Raw genomic sequence first — 15,973 nt, 5'->3', positions numbered from 1 at the left:
GATCATTCAGTCATGTCGTCCGGTGAAGTATCTTGTGGCAGCTCTTCTACCAGTTCATTAGCAGAGGTAGGCGTCGTGACACTGGGACTCATGATGCCAGGGTTGCGGATCGCCTCTGCGATTTCAGGCAGCAAAACGACAAGTTCAATGCGCCGATTGACCGGGTCGTCAGGCTCGGTATCCGGCAGCAGGACGCGATCAGCAAAGCCCGATACACGCAGCAGTTGATCAGGGTCGAGCCCTCCGGCAACGAGCTCGCGGCGCGAAGCGTTGGCCCGGTCATTGGAGAGCTCCCAATTGCTGTAGCCTCGATAGCCGCCGGCGTAGGGCACGCTGTCAGTATGCCCACTGATGCTCAGGTCATTGGGCAGCTCGTTCAGCAGGGGCGCTATCGTGCGCAGCAGGTTGCGCATGTAGGGCGCCACCTGATCACGGCCCAGCTCGAACATGGGACGCTGCTCGGTATCCAGCAACTGGATACGCAGACCTTCACGGGTCAAGTCAAAACGCATCTGATTGCGCAGTTGGCGCAGTTCAGGGTCCTGCTCGATGGCTCGCTCGATACGCTCTTGCAGGTCAGTGAAAAAGCGCTGCTCCTGCATGCTCGGCCGGGTATGCTGCAGGATGTCCATGCGCGCTCGCTCACCATCGCTATGGGTGGGATCCGGCCCTCCTCCTGGAATCACGCTGGTACTGCCCGCCTGGTCGCCGCCGGTAATCGCTGTCACCAGAGGCGTACTGAAGTACTCCGCCACGCCGCGCCGGGTTTCCTCGCTGGAGACACTTAAAATCCACATCACCAGAAAAAGCGCCATCAACGCGGTCATGAAGTCCGCAAGAGCAATTTTCCAGGCGCCCCCATGGTGCGCATGCACCACTTTCTTGCGCCGGATGATGATCGGGCGCTTATCACTTCCCTTGCTCATGCACCACCGGCCTTCTTGGCATCTTTCACATAATCCTCGAGCTCGGCGAAGCTTGGGCGCTCAGCGGTATACAGCGCCTTGCGACCAAACTCGACGGCCAGCTGGGGGGCATAGCCGTGCAGACTCGCCAGCAAGGTGATCCGGATGCACTGCATCATCTTTTCCACTTCTTGGGCCTGGCGCCCGGCATAGCTTGCGATCGGGCTGATAAAGCCGTAACCCATCAAGATGCCCAGGAAGGTACCTACCAGCGCGTGGGCAATCATTTCCCCCATCTGCTGGGCGCTGGCGTCAGCATAGGTGAGGGCCTTGATGACCCCCATGACGGCTGCCACGATACCGAAGGCAGGCATGGCATCCCCCACCTTGGCGATGGCATCGATGGGAACGTGAGCCTCTTGTTCGAACACCTCGATTTCATGCAGCATCAGCTCATCGATTTCCATGGGCTCCATGCCACCGCTCACCATCAGGCGCAGGTAGTCGGTCAAGAACGTCATGACCAAGGGGTCGGCCAGGACGGTCGGGTGCTCCTGGAAAAGCGGGCTTTCCTGGGGGTTATCGATGTCGCGCTCGATGCCCAGCATCCCTTCACGGCGAACTTTGGACAGCAGCTTGTACTGCATGGCCATCACTTCCATGTAAAACGCCTTGTTATATTTTTTTGCTCCCTTGAGCCTGGGCAACAGCTTGAAGGATGCCTTGATGGCCTTGATGTTGTTGGCCGCAATGAATGCACCCACGCCGGCGCCGCCGATAATGAGCAGCTCAAGCGGCTGGTACAAGGGGCCCAGGCTGCCGCCTGCCAGTACATAGCCACCAAATACACATAACAAAACGACTACATAGCCTAGAAGTATCAGCACAAGCAGGGTCCTTGCGGTGTTTAAGTATCAAGTGGGGGGAACTAAACGTTAGCCGTCGGCTCTGAGGGTCAGGCGTCGTTTGAGTTCGAGCACAGATCAGCGCCATCATACAAGGGCCGATGCGCAGTTTAATTAAAAATTACCAACGCCTTTTACCGCTATCTATGCGTTAAAGGCCTTCCGGGCCAAACGCTAGCAGGTATCGCCAGGGCCACTTTTATCTTCCTGAGCGAGCTGCGATTTACGCGTTTTACCCGCTCGGGAGGGCGGCTGACAGATACCGCACACGTAATCGCGCTCAGGACTATGCGCGTGCGCAACGAAATGCCCACTACAGCGCGTACACCGATTGAGCTGAAGCAGGTCACTTTCGAAAAAGCGTACCAGCGTCCAGGCACGTGTCAGCCCAAGTACCGGCTCTGCGCCTTCCAGCATCATCTGCTCGTCGTAGAGCCGGTAGGCTTTTACAAAGGCCTCGATGCGTTCGCAGCGTGTCTCTTTTCTCAGGCTGATGTAAATGTTGTAAAAAAGCGACGAGTGAACGTTGGGCAGCCAGGTAATGAACCAGTCGGCCGAAAAAGGCAGCATGCCTTTAGGCGGCGACATGCCACAGACTTCCTTGTAAAGCTTGATCAGCCGTGTTCGGCTCAGCTCGGTCTCCGTTTCCAGCACCTGCAGTCGTGCCCCGAGTTCTATCAGCTCTATTGCAAGTTGCACCTGGTGCATTTCATCGACCAAGCTTTTCTGACTCACTCCTCACCCCCTGGCGGCAGCGACTCAAACGTGTCGCACGCCAGCAGCAGCGATGCATGAAGCCCGGCCAGCCCCTGGTCGCGCGGGTTCTGGGTAACCTGCCGCAGGCGCTGCGCGCTGGTTTGACTGAACCGACATACCAGCTGGTTGGTACGCGCCAGCTTGGTCAACTGACGCGCACTGAGCGTTACCAGCAGGTCGGCAACGTCGCTATCTATCTTTAAACGAAACAGAGCCGCTTCGCGGTCTTCACTTAAAAGGCGCTGCGCCAGAAGTAAGTAGGCTAAGTTTATTTCTTGAATTTCATCGAGAAAGTTAGTGTGGCTCATAGTGTTCCATCAAATGGCACAGGCGCTATCTTGTAACCATTATAAGGGCGCCCTGATGACTTTTTCCTTACTCAACATCATGGTTGCACACTATATCTTGATTGGCTACGTGGCTTGATGACGGTGTTCAAGCCCCCCCTCTGACAGCTCAAACACCCATACCAGCAGCTCAGCTACCACCTGATAAAGGCGCGGTGGTATTTCAGTGTCTAAATCTAGTTGCATTAAAAGCGCTACGATCTCAGGCGCATCATGCACATAAATTCCCTGACGTTGAGCTTCGGCCATAATACGCTCGGCAAGCTCCCCGTAGCCTTTGGCTACTACACGCGGCGCACGCTCGTTCTCCTTGTAGGCCAGTGCGACGGCCTGTCGGCGGCGTTCATCCGGCAAGGTCATTGTCATGCTCCTGCGGTATATACCGCGCACGCAGTTGAACCCTTTCCAGATCCAGCGCATTCAAACGCTGCTCCAACGTGGACATGCCTTCTTCCAGATATTGATGAGTGACGCTATCGGCCGTTGTCAGATCGATACTCAACACCGCTCGATAAAACCACAAAGAGACGCTAAATGCTCCTACACTTGGCACATCCAGGCGAATTTCAGATCGCCAACCATCATCGGGTTCGCCGCTTTCCTGCTGATCCTCATGCGTTTTTTCACGACTCGGCAGTTGAATGACCAATGCCATGAAAATGCCCGCCCAGACGTCCCCCTCCCAGCGAATGGCCGGTGTCACCAGCATGTCCAGCTGCTGGCGCACCAGACCCTGCAGACTTTCATGCACGATCTCGCGATGGCCGCGTATCCTGAGGTTATCAATATCATGCTCATCGGCCATATCGCGCGAGGCGAAAAAACTCCCGACATCGCGTGCAGGTGCAGCGCTGCCTGCCTGGGCAGAACTTGCCTGGTTCGGGGTTGCCTGGGCCGACGGCGTTGCAGCCGGCATGTCCGACACAGCCACAGTCGGCCTTGCGGCAGGCACATAGAGCATGCGACTGTCTGGCAGTATCAGTCGGTTACCCACAGGCTCAGCGGTATTCCCGCTCACAAACGGCACGCCGGTTGATGAAGCACCCTGGAGCAAAGGCGCCGCCGGGGGTGGCGCCAAAGGACGCGGGCCTGGCTGCATCTGTGGCTCACGCAGCAGCTGCTGGCGCGGCATGTCTCCCTGAAACCAGCGTTTCAGGTGCGACTCATAAAACAGCCCGCTATCACGTACGCTGGCCTCAAGCCGCTCAGCCACAGCGCTAGCCGCCGGGGGCGACTGACCGGTCATCAGCGGCTCTGCCGGCCGAATGACCGCCGCCGGAGCGGGAAAACGCAGCAGCACATCGGCAATGGTACGCGCCGCCGGGCTGAAGTGAGTTTGCGTCGATCCAGCAGGTGGAGCGGACGTATCCCCGCGCGCCAGCGGGCGCTCGCCATCCAGCAGACCGGGCATGCGCCGCAGATCATTCAGCGCACCCGGCGCAGCACGGCCGTCCAGGTGTGCATCTCGCTGAACAGGGCGCGGGCCTTCGCCCGGCAAAACCGGCTTGACCTGTTCACCAAGCGCACGCTGCAGCGATACCTCCCCTTGCCGCCCCAATACCTGGTGCATCAATGTATCGATCAGCGGCGTGATACCACTCACGTGATGTCTCCATCATCGCCACCGCTATATATCCCCTGCTGGGGCGCATAGGCGCGGTGCAGATCACGCTGACGCTGGGACACGCCGATCAGCTTGCCCAGTTCATCTCGCCTTGCCACCAGGCGGCGGCGAATGTCTGCATCGTACTCCAGAATATCCTCGAGCAGGGCGGCCTTGCGCTGCCTGCCAGCGTCATCAAGGAGCACTGTGCTGTCGAGCCCACGCAGCCTCTCTACCAGCATGACGTAATGGGTACGCTGCACAATCAGATCTTCCCACTGCTCGGCGTTGACCAGCTCATGCATTTGCGCCACATGAACCAGCAACGCCTCATACGCATCTATCAATGTTTTTTGCGTATCCCCGTGGGCATTTACGGAAGCTGCCATTGTCGCCTCATGTGCTCTGCGGTTGGCCGATTTCACGCCATGCGGAGGCGATGTTTTCAAGCAACTGCTCAGCCTGGTTCAAACTCTCTTCATCGTTGCGCAGGTTGGCGGTCAGCAGCAGACGGGCAATATAGTCGTACAAGGAGGCCAGCCGCTCCGCAATATCTCCGCCCTTCTCTTGGTCAAGCGCCGCAGCAAGACCGTTATTGACGATATCCAGCGCCTTGGAAATTGCCTTGCCCTTCTCGCCAGTATTGCCACTCTGCATGTGGATACGCGCTGCCCGAATGGCGGTTTGCGCCCCCTCGAACAACATCGCAATTAGCTTGTGCGGATCGGCTGACATGACGCCGCTTTCTACGCCAACGCGGGCGTAAGCATTCGCACCCCGCCCGTAGGCAGCACCGCCGCGAGAGTATGTCATTCGCTAAAGCTCCTTGTATGTGGCGGCTGCCGATGAAAAGGCCAAGAGACGCCACTTGCTTCATTACTTGATACGAGCACATCAGGCTCGGCTATAGATCATATCGGCCCTGAACCACCAGACTTTAGCGGATAAGCCGAGTTTTCTTTACAAGATCGCGATTATTTACATGCGCCTCCCTCAGGTTGAAACGGCTACTTCCTGTACGGGCTTGCCTAGCCGATCATGCACGTCGCCACTGACGACGCTGCCAAGCGTATCGCGCATGGGCGGCTCGGCCTGCTGGGTCAGCACCACCTCAGCAGGCGCGCCCGCTTGATCCAGACGGGTTATCCAGCCAAGCTGATCACTGGAAAAGCGCACCAGAGTGCCAACTGGCAGCACCTTGAAGTGCTCGATATAGCACTTTATCCACCGCGAATCGAACTGATGGCCGTGACCCAGTAGATGACGATAGATCTGCTGGGTCGTCGTGGCAGGCCGGTCAGTACGGTCACGCCTCATCGCTTCCACTACATCAACGACCGCAGAAGCCTTGGCAAGTTCGTTGATATCACTGCCGCTCAACCCATCGGGATAACCGCTGCCATCCAGACGCTCATTGATGCCGCCAACGACCGCCTGAACGATATGCTTCGACAGCCACTGGCAGTGCTGAAGACGGCCGATCAGCAGCGAGACGTGCTCACTCATTGCCTGGCGGTGTGTCGCCTCGAAACGTGGCACTCTATATACCACGTGCGGTACCAAGGCTTTCCCCAGGTCATGAATCAAGCCGCTCGCCACAATGGCCTTTCGCGCCTCGTGGGGCATATTGGCACCCACCAAATCCAACAGATGAACCGCCACGCCGATCCCATGGCGCACCAGCAAGGGCTCGAACGACATGCAGCGCGAGGCAAACAGCAACCCTTCGCGATCCTCCTCATGCAGCGCCAGTACGCGATCGGCGTTACGCGACAGCCGCCGACCATCGATATTGCTACCTTGCTGCAGCAGCAACAGTTGGGCATTCAGGTAGGCCGCTACCTTGACGAGCCGTCGCGCCATGGGCGTAGCATAAAGCTTGATATCGCGACGCCCTACATGCTCGGTGTCGATATGCTTACGGGGCTGCTCGAAGAGCGGTGATGACTGGCGCCCATCAGCGCCCTCCTTCTTGTAGCGAGCCGCCTCGCGCTCTATTTCACACACGAAATACCATACCTGGCGCTCTTGCTCGGCGGTAAAACCAGTAAACTTGAAGCCTACACGCAGCAAGTGCCGCTCCGGGTCGACCTTTTGATGTCGCGCAGCTCCGTGCCCTTCGAAGTAGGTACCATCGGGAAAACTGAAGGCAAGTTTCAAAGGGCCTTCTGTTTCGGCCAGTATGCCGCTGGCAGTGAGCGGCAGCTCCAGCTGGCAACCGTCCTGGGAAATATCGCGCAACTCGCCTGCTACCGTATCCCCCAGCACGCCGAACACATTGGCCGACACGACCATTCCCATGCGCAGCTCCGCACGAAAGGACTCACGCCGCTGCAGCACATCCAGAGTGGCCGGATAGTCACTGCAGCACAGCAAGCGCCCACCCGAACGGCGCACCTCGGTAAGGTTGAGAGATGGTGTACGGACGACCTTGTTCTGCGCCTGACCGCGAAGATAGAAAGCCTCTCCCTGCTGAAGACGCCCCATCAGATAATCGACGGAAGAGAGATCCATCACGAGCGACTCACCCGGATGCTGCTCCATCAAGACGATAGGTTCGGCGAGAGACCCGGGCACCGCCATGCAAAGCGACACCCCCCCACTTTCTATCATGGTATCCAGCAGTGACTCGATCATTGCCACGTTGGCAACCGTTTCATATCCATCTTGCTGCGCTAGCATGTTCGCCTCGCTTTAGCGACTGCGTTAATCGAAACTACCGTTTACAACTTGTCACAAACCGGCGAAGCATATCAGATGCACTCAAGCAATCGCAGATGCCCAACGCATACTTTCTCTTAGCCCAGGCAAGCCGCCATTAACGCTGAATGCCCCATCGACTGGGGGAGAGGGGCGTTTTCGCTAGAGGTATATAAAGTTTACGGCGCATTGGCCGATGGTATGGGTGAAGCTCAATAAAATTATGCGGGGCTTGCGCTTCACTCAATCAAGGGAAATAACCGGAAGTTAATATTAGCGCTTATCTTTGCGAGGAACGGCTCTCATGACATCACCACTAACGGATATGATAACAACGCTATCAAGCACTTCGTCACGCACCTTGACGCCACAGCAACGGCTGGACAGTACGCTGACCCAACTCTCCGTCACGGATGGTTCTGCCACTCAGCAAGGCGCTGCCGCCGATGCGATAAGCAAAGGTGAACTGGTCGAGCCGCTTCAGCGAATCAACGCCACCATGCGCCCGCATGGCCTGGAGTTCGAGGTAAGCGAACAGTCGTCGCGCGTCATTACGCGAGTCGTTGATCGTGAGTCCGGCGAGGTAATCCGCCAAATTCCTGCCGAGGAAGTCCTGCAACTGGCCGAGCGGCTGGAAGAGCTGCAGGGCCGACTGATCTCGCTCGAAGCTTGACGCCCAAAGGCGAGCGTTAACCAGACGCATGGCATTGATTCTTGACGCTCGCTGTCTGCACTGAACCGAGCAGGGGTCAGACCTGCATATTCATGACATCACGATAGGCGGTGACCAGGCGGTTACGCACCTGAAGCCCCATCTGAAAGGCAACGCTCGCTTTTTGCATGTCTACCATGACGTCGTTGAGCTCGATATTGGGCTCGCCGGCCTGAAAGGCCATCGCCTTGGTGTCTGCCGTCTTCTGAAGGCGGTTGATGCGCTGGATGGAGGCCTGCAGCTCACTGCCAAAACCACCTTGCCCTACCGCCGTCGAGACATGCCCACCTTTTAAAGGCTGCGCCGCTGCCTGTGTGGCCAGCCCCTGCATCTGTTGAAGCGCTGACTGTATCGCCGGTGTACTCATAGACATGCCTCATCGGCTGGAAAGTAGATAATGGGCGAAGCCTAACACTCCTGACGATCGCCTCATACGAACAAATGCGTATCAAAAGCCAACCTTTTCGTTCATTTATGCTCGACACACCTCCGCATAATGGCGCCCATCACAATTCCGCTCTTTTGTTTTGCGGATAACCGCGATTGACGGATATAGCCTATGCCTTCTTTGGTGATGTGCCTGGGCCGACACCTGATCTGCTTACCCCTATGGAGGGACGCATGAGCGAAGCAGGTGCAACGGCAGGCCGTCAAAACAGTACGACACAAAACGCTTCTTCCAGCAGCTCCACCAACAGCACGTCAAACAGTCAATCTGCGGTTGAACGCATGCTAAAGCAGCTGCGCAGCAATCCGCTGGTAATGCTGTTGTTTGCCGCGGCGGCGTCTATTGCCGTGGTGGCGGCGCTGTTCATGTGGGCAAGCAGCCCGGATTACCGCGTGCTTTACAGCAACCTCAGCGAGGCCGACGGCGGGCGCATCATCGCCGAGCTGGATAGCCGCGGCGTGCCCTATCGGTTCAGCGAGGGCGGCCAGGCACTGCTCGTGCCCAGCGACCAGATCCACACACTGCGGCTTCAACTTGCCGAACAAGGCCTTCCGCGTGGAGGCAATCTGGGCCTTGAGCTGATGGACACCCAGGCCTTCGGCATCAGCCAATTTGCCGAGCAGGTGAACTTCCAGCGCGGCCTTGAAGGTGAGCTTGCCCGCTCCATCGAGTCCCTGGGGCCGGTCGAGCGGGTGCGCGTGCACCTCTCCCTGGCCAAGCCATCGGTATTCATTCGCGACCGCGAGCCCGCCAAGGCCTCCGTGATTCTGACCCTGGTACCCGGCCGGGCGCTGGGTGAAGGGCAAGTGAACGCCATTGTCCACATGGTATCCGGCAGCGTTCCTGAACTGGCTGCCGATAATGTCACCGTCGTTGATCAGAACGGTCGTCTGCTGTCTACCGACACCACGAAAGGCTCTGATCTGGACGGCACTCAGCTTGCATACATTGCCGAAGTGGAGCGCTCCTATCAGCAGCGCATCGAACATATCCTGACGCCCATCCTGGGCAGCACCAATGTGCGCGCCCAGGTTGCGGCACAAATTGACTTTTCACGCCGTGAACAGACCTCGGAGCGCTACGGACCGAACCAGCCGCCCAACGAGGCCGCAATACGCAGCCGTCAGCTCAGCCTGTCGTTTGATGGCGATGATCCGCTTGCCAGCGGCATTCCTGGCGCGCTGAGCAACACGCCTCCCGGCACTGCCCCCTCCCCCATCAATCAGGCAGATGGCGAAGGTGAGGAAGGCGGTGAGGACGCACCCGCCGATGCGCTGCGCAGCCTGCGCCAGGAAGACGTGGTCAATTACGAAGTCGATCGCAGTGTTGAGCATGTTCAACACCGGCTTGGGCAGGTAGAGCGGCTGTCGGCCGCCGTGGTGGTCAACTATCGCGAGGTCGCCAATGACGCAGGCGAGATCGAGCGCGTTGCCTTGACCGATGTCGAAGTTGCCCAGATCGAGCGTCTGGTGCAGCAGGCGATCGGCTTTTCTCAAGTGCGCGGGGATCAGATCGAAGTCGTGAACTCGCCCTTCGCCGATACCCGCGAAGAGATCGAAGAAACCGTATGGTGGAAGGATCCAGAGATTCGGGCCATGGCCAGCACGCTGGGCCGCTACCTGCTGGTAGCGATTGTCGCACTGCTGCTGTATCTGCTGATTCTGCGCCCCTTGATCAAGCGCTATACGCAAACGCCGCTTGCCGCCCCTGCCGCCATGCCAGGGCGCACGTTGACCGCCAGTGTCGGCGGTGAAGGCGACGAGGACGAGAGCGAAGACACGACCTTTGACGAGAGCGATGATACCTACAGCGGCCAGCCCAAGCGGCGGCGCAAGACATCGCTTTACGAGCACAACCTTAATGACCTGCGAGAAATGGCCCAAGAAGATCCCCGCATGGTCGCCATGATCATTCGCAGCTGGATGAATGCCAATGAGTAGTGCAACGGCCGACATGAGCGGCACTCGCAAGAGCGCCATTCTGCTGCTCGCCCTTGATGAAGACAGTGCGGCTGAGGTCTTCAAGTACCTGAGCGCCAGTGAAGTGCAAGAGATCAGCTTGGAGATGGCCAAGCTCAACCAGATCTCTCATGAAGACATGAAAGCGGTGCTGGAAGCCTTCCATCGCGAAACCGAAGAGTTTGTCGCGCTCAACCTCAATTCCAGCGAGCATATCCGTTCGGTGCTTACCAAGGCGCTGGGCAGTGAACGGGCTACCAGCCTGATCGAAGACATACTTGATAGTACGGGTAACAACTCGGGTATCGATGCGCTCAACCTCATGGAAGCCTCCATGGTGGCCGAGCTGATCCGCGATGAGCATCCGCAGATCATTGCCACGATTCTGGTTCACCTGGAGCGCCACCAGGCCGCGGATATTCTGGAACTGTTCGAAGAGAAGCTGCGTAACGATGTCGTCCTGCGTATCGCTACCTTCAGCGGCGTTCAGCCAGCGGCTCTTCAGGAGCTGACCGAGGTACTGACCAGCATGCTGGATGGCCAGAACCTCAAGCGCAGCAAGATGGGCGGCGTGAGAACCGCAGCCGAGATCCTCAACCTGATGAACTCTTCTCAGGAAGAGACAGCCATCGAAACCGTGCGGGCTCACAGCGAAGACCTCGCTCAGAAGATCATCGACGAGATGTTCCTTTTCGAGAACCTGCTCGACCTGGACAACCGTGCCATCCAGATGGTGCTACAGGAAGTCGAGACCAACTCGCTGGTCGTCGCGCTCAAGGGCGCCCAGGAGGCGCTGGTCGACAAGTTCCTGCGCAACATGTCCCAGCGCGCCGCCGACCTTGTGCGCGAAGACATGGAAGCGCGCGGGCCGATACGTGTCTCCCAGGTCGAAACCGAGCAGAAGGCTATTCTGCAGGTAGTACGCCGCCTGGCCGACTCCGGCGAAATCGTGCTGGCTGGCGGGGATGACGAGTATGTCTAACCCGTCGACGCCCGAGTTTGACCGCCATGGCAGCTGGAAACGCTGGCAGATGGACGAACTGGGCACGACCAGTCGAAATGATGAACGGACGTTCAGCAGCGAACCGACGGCGCACCAGCGAAAAGTGCTGGCCGCTCAAAAGGCCGCCGAGCAGGCACATCAACGCGAGCAGGAACAGCGTCAGGCCGTCTATGAGCAGCTTCGCCAGGAAGCGGAAGAGAAAGGCTATCAGGCTGGCCTTGAGAAAGGGCATGCCGAAGGCGTCATGAAAGGTCTGGAAGAGGGCCGCGCTCAGGCGCGCCAAGAACTGGAAAACCAGGTTCGCCAGACCATTACGCCGCTGGAGGCACTGGCCAGACAGTTTGCGGATGCGCTGGATCGACTCGACGACACCATCGCCCATGATCTGGTCGAGCTGGCGCTGGCCACCGGTAGACAGCTTGCCGGGGAAGCGCTGCAGGAGAAACCCGAGCAGGTGCTGACCATCGTGCGTGAACTTCTGCATACCGAGCCACCCCTGGTAGGTCCGCAGCGTCTGTGGCTGAATATCGAGGATCATGCCGTCGTCGAAGAGCATTTAGGCGCCGAGCTCAACGCCGCCGGCTGGAAGCTGCAGCCCGATGATCAGCTGGCACGCGGCGGCTGCCGAGTGACCAGCGCCCAGGGCGAGCTGGATGCAACGTTTGAAACGCGCTGGCAGGCTATTGAAGCCCAGGCCCGCAAGCGCCATTCTTCAACCTCGGCGTCATCATAAATGAGCAGCCCATGAGCGACTCGACCTGTCCGCATCAGCATCACTGGCGCAAGGCTGTACGCCGCACCACGCAGCGCGTCAGCCGGTTGCCGTCCCACCGCAGCAGCGGTCGGGTAACGCGCGCCACCGGCATGGTCATTGAAGTCGTGGGGCTGCGTGTGGCCGTCGGCAGCGCCTGCCAGATAGAGCTGCCCGGGCCAGATGGCCGCCTGGCTGATAGTAATAGACATGCCGAAGCGGAAGTAGTGGGGTTTGCCGGCGACAAGCTCTTCTTGATGCCCTTGGAAGAGATTTCCGGGCTGATGCCTGGCGCTCGCGTATCACCGCTGGGGGATGGCAGCGGCCATAGCGCACGCCGTTTTCCCATTGGCGACGAACTCCTCGGACGCGTACTGGACGGCAATGGCAAGCCGTTGGATGACCGTGAAGGCATCGATGATGTTCCTCACGCAACCCTCAGCTCAGCCCCGCTCAACCCGCTTTCCAGAGCACCGATAGAAGATCAGATCGATGTGGGCATCCGCGCGATCAATGCTCTTTTGAGCGTCGGTAGAGGCCAGCGGATGGGGCTATTTGCCGGCTCGGGGGTGGGTAAATCGGTACTGCTCGGCATGATGGCGCGCTATACCCAGGCCGATGTCATCGTTGTGGGGCTGATTGGCGAGCGTGGCCGTGAAGTACAGGATTTCATCGATCACATTCTGGGCCCGGAAGGCCGCCGCCGCTCGGTGGTCGTGGCCGCACCAGCCGACACCTCGCCGCTGCAGCGGCTCCAGGGTGCCGCGTACGCCACGCGCCTTGCCGAAGGGTTTCGTGATACGGGAAAAAACGTGCTTTTGATCATGGATTCGTTGACACGCTACGCCATGGCCCAGCGGGAAATCGCCCTGGCGATTGGCGAGCCGCCAGCTACCAAGGGGTACCCGCCCTCTGTCTTTGCCAAGCTGCCGGGACTTGTGGAGCGCGCCGGCAACGCCGAACGCGGCGGCGGATCGATTACCGCGTTCTATACCGTCCTGACCGAAGGCGATGACCAGCAGGATCCTATTGCAGACTCCGCGAGGGCCATTCTGGACGGTCATATTGTGCTCTCGCGCAGCTTGGCCGAAGCTGGACACTATCCGGCAATCGATATCGAAGCGTCGATCAGTCGGGCCATGACCGCCATTGCCACTCCTGAACAACTGCAGGAGGCGCGTGTCTTCAAGCAGATGTTTTCCCGCTACCAACGTAACCGTGACCTGATCAGCGTTGGAGCCTACAGCCCGGGGCACGACCCCAGGCTTGACGAAGCAGTGAAACTTTTTCCTGCACTGGAGCGTTTTCTTCAACAGAATATCGATGAGCGGGCAACGCTTGAAGAGTCACACCAAGCACTGCACGCCGTGGTGGGAGGCCGAACATGAGTCATTCACAGCTTGAAATGTTGACGGGCATGGCCAAGGATGCCCGTGACCAGGCAGGTAAACTGCTCGCGCAGGAGCGCCAGACCGAGCAGCAGACCGCCGCTCAACTGCAGTCGCTGAGCCAGTACCGCGCCGAATACGCCGAGCGCTTGCAAAAGGCGATGCGCGAAGGTATCGACCCGGCCACCATGTACAACTACCAGCAGTTTCTGGCCTCGCTTGACGCAGCCCTTAGCCGTGCACGCCAAGCGCTTATTGCCCAGCAGCAACGGGTTCAGAAAAGCCAGCAGCACTGGCAGCAGGAACAGCGCAAGCTATCCTCCTACGATACACTGGCCACACGCCGGTTATCGGAAGAGCACCGCCGTCTTGAGCGTTCTGAACAAAAAACAAGTGATGACCTGGTGAACGGCCGTCTGGCCCGCCAGCGCAACGAAACGCCGCACTGACGGCGCCCGAGGAATAGTACATGAACCTACAGCTATTGCTTTCAGGGGTACAGCACCAGGACGCTTCCTCGCCAGCCAGGCCGGCACTGACTGGCCCGCTGGAATCCTCGCAGGCCCTCTTCCGCCAGGCGCTGTCGCAAGCGGCCAGTGCGTCTGCACAGCCCCCTGCTACCAATCTGGCTCATGCAGGAATCGGGGAAGAGCCCGCTGCAGCACTGCTTGATATACTACACAGTCTGGGATTCGAACTGAGCGAAGCCGAGCTTTCGACTCTGTTGTCTCAGCTTTCACTCGCCAGCGAAGAAACGCTTCCGTCGCTGCTGGCACGTGATACTTCCGCGGGCGAAGCATCCACGCCGCTTGAGGAGATTGCCGAGCGTCTCAAGCTGATGGCCTCCTTCTCCGACGTATCTGCTTCTCAGGCATCGCCGATAGCCGTCCCCACTCTGGAAAGCATCGCTCGACAGCTTGATCTCGGCGAAGACGAAACTGCCAGCCTCATCAGCACTCTGCAGGCACTGATCGATCCTCGTCAGCCTCTTGGCGCGGGAGTTGCCGGTACCTTCGAGTTGTCAGAAGACGAAGTGGCGCAAGTCAGCAGCACGTTAAGCACCCTGCTTGCCCCGCTCAAGGGTGATAGTAAGCAGGCCAGTCCCCTACCTCTGGCCGAGCCTGCTCGTCAGGCGTCTTTTGCGCTGACCTCAATGGCACAGTGGCGCAGTGACGCTGCTGCCCTGGATGCTTACCGCCCAAACGCTTCCTACTCCCCGGCAGCCAGCCTCCTTAATCCATCATTCACTAGCCTTGCCAGCCAGGACATCATGGCGGCTCTCGCACCAGCAGATGGCACCACGCTGGATGACCTGATGCCCTTGCGTGCCGGACAAATGGCGGGTGGTCTTCAGCCATTCGTTCCGTCAAGCCCCTTGGCTGAAGGTGCCACGGGTACGGCGCTGCCTTCCTTTATTGGCACGCCGGTCACCAGCCCAGCCTGGCCCTCCCAGCTTGGTCAGCAGCTGATTCAGTTTTCCCAGCGCGGTGGCGACCAACAGGTTCAGATGCAGCTGCATCCGGCTGAGCTCGGCCCCCTCTCCATCACCTTGAAGATGACCGACCAGGGTACCCAGGCACACTTTTTGTCGGCACACGCCCAGGTTCGCCAAGTGATAGAGCATGCCATTCCTCAGCTTCGCGAAACGCTGGCGGAACAGGGCATTTCATTAGGCGAGACCTCCGTGGGTGAACAGCAGCACCATAGGGAGCAGTCGCCTTCTCGATCGGGCAAGGGCGCCATCGCTGACGCCAGCAGTGGCGATAGCCTGCTGCCAGATGGCAGCCATGACGGCACAGCAATGCCCGATAGCACCACGCTGACGCTAGATGGCCGGGTCGATCTTTACGCCTGAACACCCGCACGCTGATCAGACGCTTGCAGACTGAGCAGGCGTTAAAACAGCTAAACCAAAAGATAGGCTTGCCAAGCGAGCCTGTTCATTTCATCACCCGCTTCCACATTGGGCATAATGCCTGATCAGTAGCAGGTAGTGACGATTGAGACGGAAAAGTACATGGCTGAAAAAAAAAGCGGTGGATCTAAAAAGCTGCTCTGGATAATGGTAGTGCTGGTCCTGCTCTCCACCATAGGGGCTGCAGCGGCCATCTACATGGTGCTGGATCAACGTGATGGGCATGGCGCTGACGGTGAAGATGCAAAGCCGCTAGTGCGCGAAACGCCGGTCTTTACACGTATCGATCCCTTCACGGTGAATCTCAACGATGACCGCTACGGCTCGCGCCTGCTGTACACCGGCATTACACTGCGCGTTGGAAACGAAGAGAGCAAGGCGATTATCGAAGAGCACATGCCCCAGGTACGTAGCCGCCTGCTGATCCTGCTTTCCGGCAAGCAGGCAAGTGAGCTGACCTCGGTGGAGGGCAAGGAGCAGTTGGCGCAGGCCATTATCAGCCGCCTCAGCGTCCCTCTGACGGAGAATCAGCCGCCGCTCGATCTGCGCGAAGTGCTGTTTACCGAATTCATTGTGCAATAA

The 15,973-nt window shown here is 58.7% G+C and carries 18 protein-coding genes; 8 read left to right on the top strand and 10 right to left on the bottom strand.

Going from position 1 to position 15,973, the window contains the following annotated elements:
• Window positions 1-2: 2 nt before the first annotated feature.
• From motB to HW452_RS13625, 9 genes are all read right to left on the bottom strand, one after another.
• Entirely contained in the window at window positions 3-926 is a 924-nt protein-coding gene (motB, locus tag HW452_RS13665) for a flagellar motor protein MotB (RefSeq protein WP_224106672.1), read from the bottom strand.
• The gene (gene motA / locus HW452_RS13660) at window positions 923-1,792 is read right to left on the bottom strand and encodes a flagellar motor stator protein MotA (RefSeq protein WP_224106671.1); all 870 of its coding nucleotides are present in this window, start codon (window positions 1,790-1,792) and stop codon (window positions 923-925) included. Before motA ends, motB begins: the two co-directional genes overlap by 4 nt.
• 192 nt (window positions 1,793-1,984) lie before the next feature.
• Window positions 1,985-2,545 carry a flagellar transcriptional regulator FlhC gene (gene flhC / locus HW452_RS13655; RefSeq protein WP_224106670.1) on the bottom strand — a complete coding sequence of 187 codons (561 nt, stop codon included), beginning with the start codon at window positions 2,543-2,545 and terminating at the stop codon, window positions 1,985-1,987.
• The gene (gene flhD / locus HW452_RS13650) at window positions 2,542-2,874 is read right to left on the bottom strand and encodes a flagellar transcriptional regulator FlhD (protein ID WP_224106669.1); all 333 of its coding nucleotides are present in this window, start codon (window positions 2,872-2,874) and stop codon (window positions 2,542-2,544) included. The genes flhC and flhD overlap by 4 nt, the downstream gene beginning before the upstream one ends.
• 105 nt (window positions 2,875-2,979) lie before the next feature.
• Window positions 2,980-3,273, bottom strand: a complete 294-nt coding sequence (locus tag HW452_RS13645; RefSeq protein ID WP_224106668.1) for an EscU/YscU/HrcU family type III secretion system export apparatus switch protein — start codon at window positions 3,271-3,273, stop codon at window positions 2,980-2,982.
• Window positions 3,257-4,516 carry a flagellar hook-length control protein FliK gene (locus tag HW452_RS13640; protein ID WP_224106667.1) on the bottom strand — a complete coding sequence of 420 codons (1,260 nt, stop codon included), beginning with the start codon at window positions 4,514-4,516 and terminating at the stop codon, window positions 3,257-3,259. The genes HW452_RS13645 and HW452_RS13640 overlap by 17 nt, the downstream gene beginning before the upstream one ends.
• Window positions 4,513-4,905 carry a flagellar protein FliT gene (locus HW452_RS13635; RefSeq protein WP_224106666.1) on the bottom strand — a complete coding sequence of 131 codons (393 nt, stop codon included), beginning with the start codon at window positions 4,903-4,905 and terminating at the stop codon, window positions 4,513-4,515. Before HW452_RS13635 ends, HW452_RS13640 begins: the two co-directional genes overlap by 4 nt.
• A gap of 7 nt (window positions 4,906-4,912) precedes the next feature.
• Window positions 4,913-5,329 carry a flagellar export chaperone FliS gene (gene fliS / locus HW452_RS13630; protein ID WP_224106665.1) on the bottom strand — a complete coding sequence of 139 codons (417 nt, stop codon included), beginning with the start codon at window positions 5,327-5,329 and terminating at the stop codon, window positions 4,913-4,915.
• 180 nt (window positions 5,330-5,509) lie between these two features.
• A complete protein-coding gene (locus HW452_RS13625; RefSeq protein WP_224106664.1) occupies window positions 5,510-7,198 on the bottom strand; it encodes an HD domain-containing phosphohydrolase in 1,689 nt (562 codons plus the stop codon).
• A gap of 322 nt (window positions 7,199-7,520) precedes the next feature.
• Here HW452_RS13625 and HW452_RS13620 point away from each other — a divergent pair, with 322 nt between their 5' ends.
• Window positions 7,521-7,889 (top strand): flagellar protein FlaG, encoded by a 369-nt coding sequence (locus HW452_RS13620; RefSeq protein ID WP_224106663.1) that lies wholly within the window; start codon window positions 7,521-7,523, stop codon window positions 7,887-7,889.
• A gap of 76 nt (window positions 7,890-7,965) precedes the next feature.
• Here HW452_RS13620 and fliE read toward each other — a convergent pair whose 3' ends face one another.
• Complete coding sequence (fliE, locus tag HW452_RS13615; protein ID WP_224106662.1) at window positions 7,966-8,295, bottom strand: flagellar hook-basal body complex protein FliE; 330 nt, start codon at window positions 8,293-8,295, stop codon at window positions 7,966-7,968.
• A gap of 254 nt (window positions 8,296-8,549) precedes the next feature.
• Here fliE and fliF point away from each other — a divergent pair, with 254 nt between their 5' ends.
• From fliF to fliL, 7 genes are all read left to right on the top strand, one after another.
• Entirely contained in the window at window positions 8,550-10,316 is a 1,767-nt protein-coding gene (gene fliF, locus HW452_RS13610) for a flagellar basal-body MS-ring/collar protein FliF (protein ID WP_224106661.1), read from the top strand.
• A complete protein-coding gene (gene fliG / locus HW452_RS13605) occupies window positions 10,309-11,316 on the top strand; it encodes a flagellar motor switch protein FliG (protein ID WP_224106660.1) in 1,008 nt (335 codons plus the stop codon). The genes fliF and fliG overlap by 8 nt, the downstream gene beginning before the upstream one ends.
• On the top strand, window positions 11,309-12,070 hold the full coding sequence (locus HW452_RS13600; RefSeq protein ID WP_224106659.1) for a flagellar assembly protein FliH: 762 nt from the start codon (window positions 11,309-11,311) through the stop codon (window positions 12,068-12,070). The genes fliG and HW452_RS13600 overlap by 8 nt, the downstream gene beginning before the upstream one ends.
• A gap of 11 nt (window positions 12,071-12,081) precedes the next feature.
• Window positions 12,082-13,476 carry a flagellar protein export ATPase FliI gene (gene fliI, locus HW452_RS13595; RefSeq protein ID WP_224106658.1) on the top strand — a complete coding sequence of 465 codons (1,395 nt, stop codon included), beginning with the start codon at window positions 12,082-12,084 and terminating at the stop codon, window positions 13,474-13,476.
• Window positions 13,473-13,925, top strand: coding sequence for a flagellar export protein FliJ (gene fliJ / locus HW452_RS13590; protein WP_224106657.1), 453 nt, complete (start codon window positions 13,473-13,475; stop codon window positions 13,923-13,925). Before fliI ends, fliJ begins: the two co-directional genes overlap by 4 nt.
• Window positions 13,926-13,945: 20 nt before the next feature.
• Window positions 13,946-15,331, top strand: coding sequence for a flagellar hook-length control protein FliK (locus HW452_RS13585; RefSeq protein ID WP_224106656.1), 1,386 nt, complete (start codon window positions 13,946-13,948; stop codon window positions 15,329-15,331).
• A gap of 162 nt (window positions 15,332-15,493) precedes the next feature.
• On the top strand, window positions 15,494-15,973 hold the full coding sequence (gene fliL, locus HW452_RS13580) for a flagellar basal body-associated protein FliL (RefSeq protein ID WP_224106655.1): 480 nt from the start codon (window positions 15,494-15,496) through the stop codon (window positions 15,971-15,973).

Source organism: Vreelandella aquamarina, assembly GCF_020075495.1.
Classification (GTDB): domain Bacteria; phylum Pseudomonadota; class Gammaproteobacteria; order Pseudomonadales; family Halomonadaceae; genus Vreelandella; species Vreelandella aquamarina_A.
This window is presented reverse-complemented; position numbering and strand designations above follow the sequence as displayed.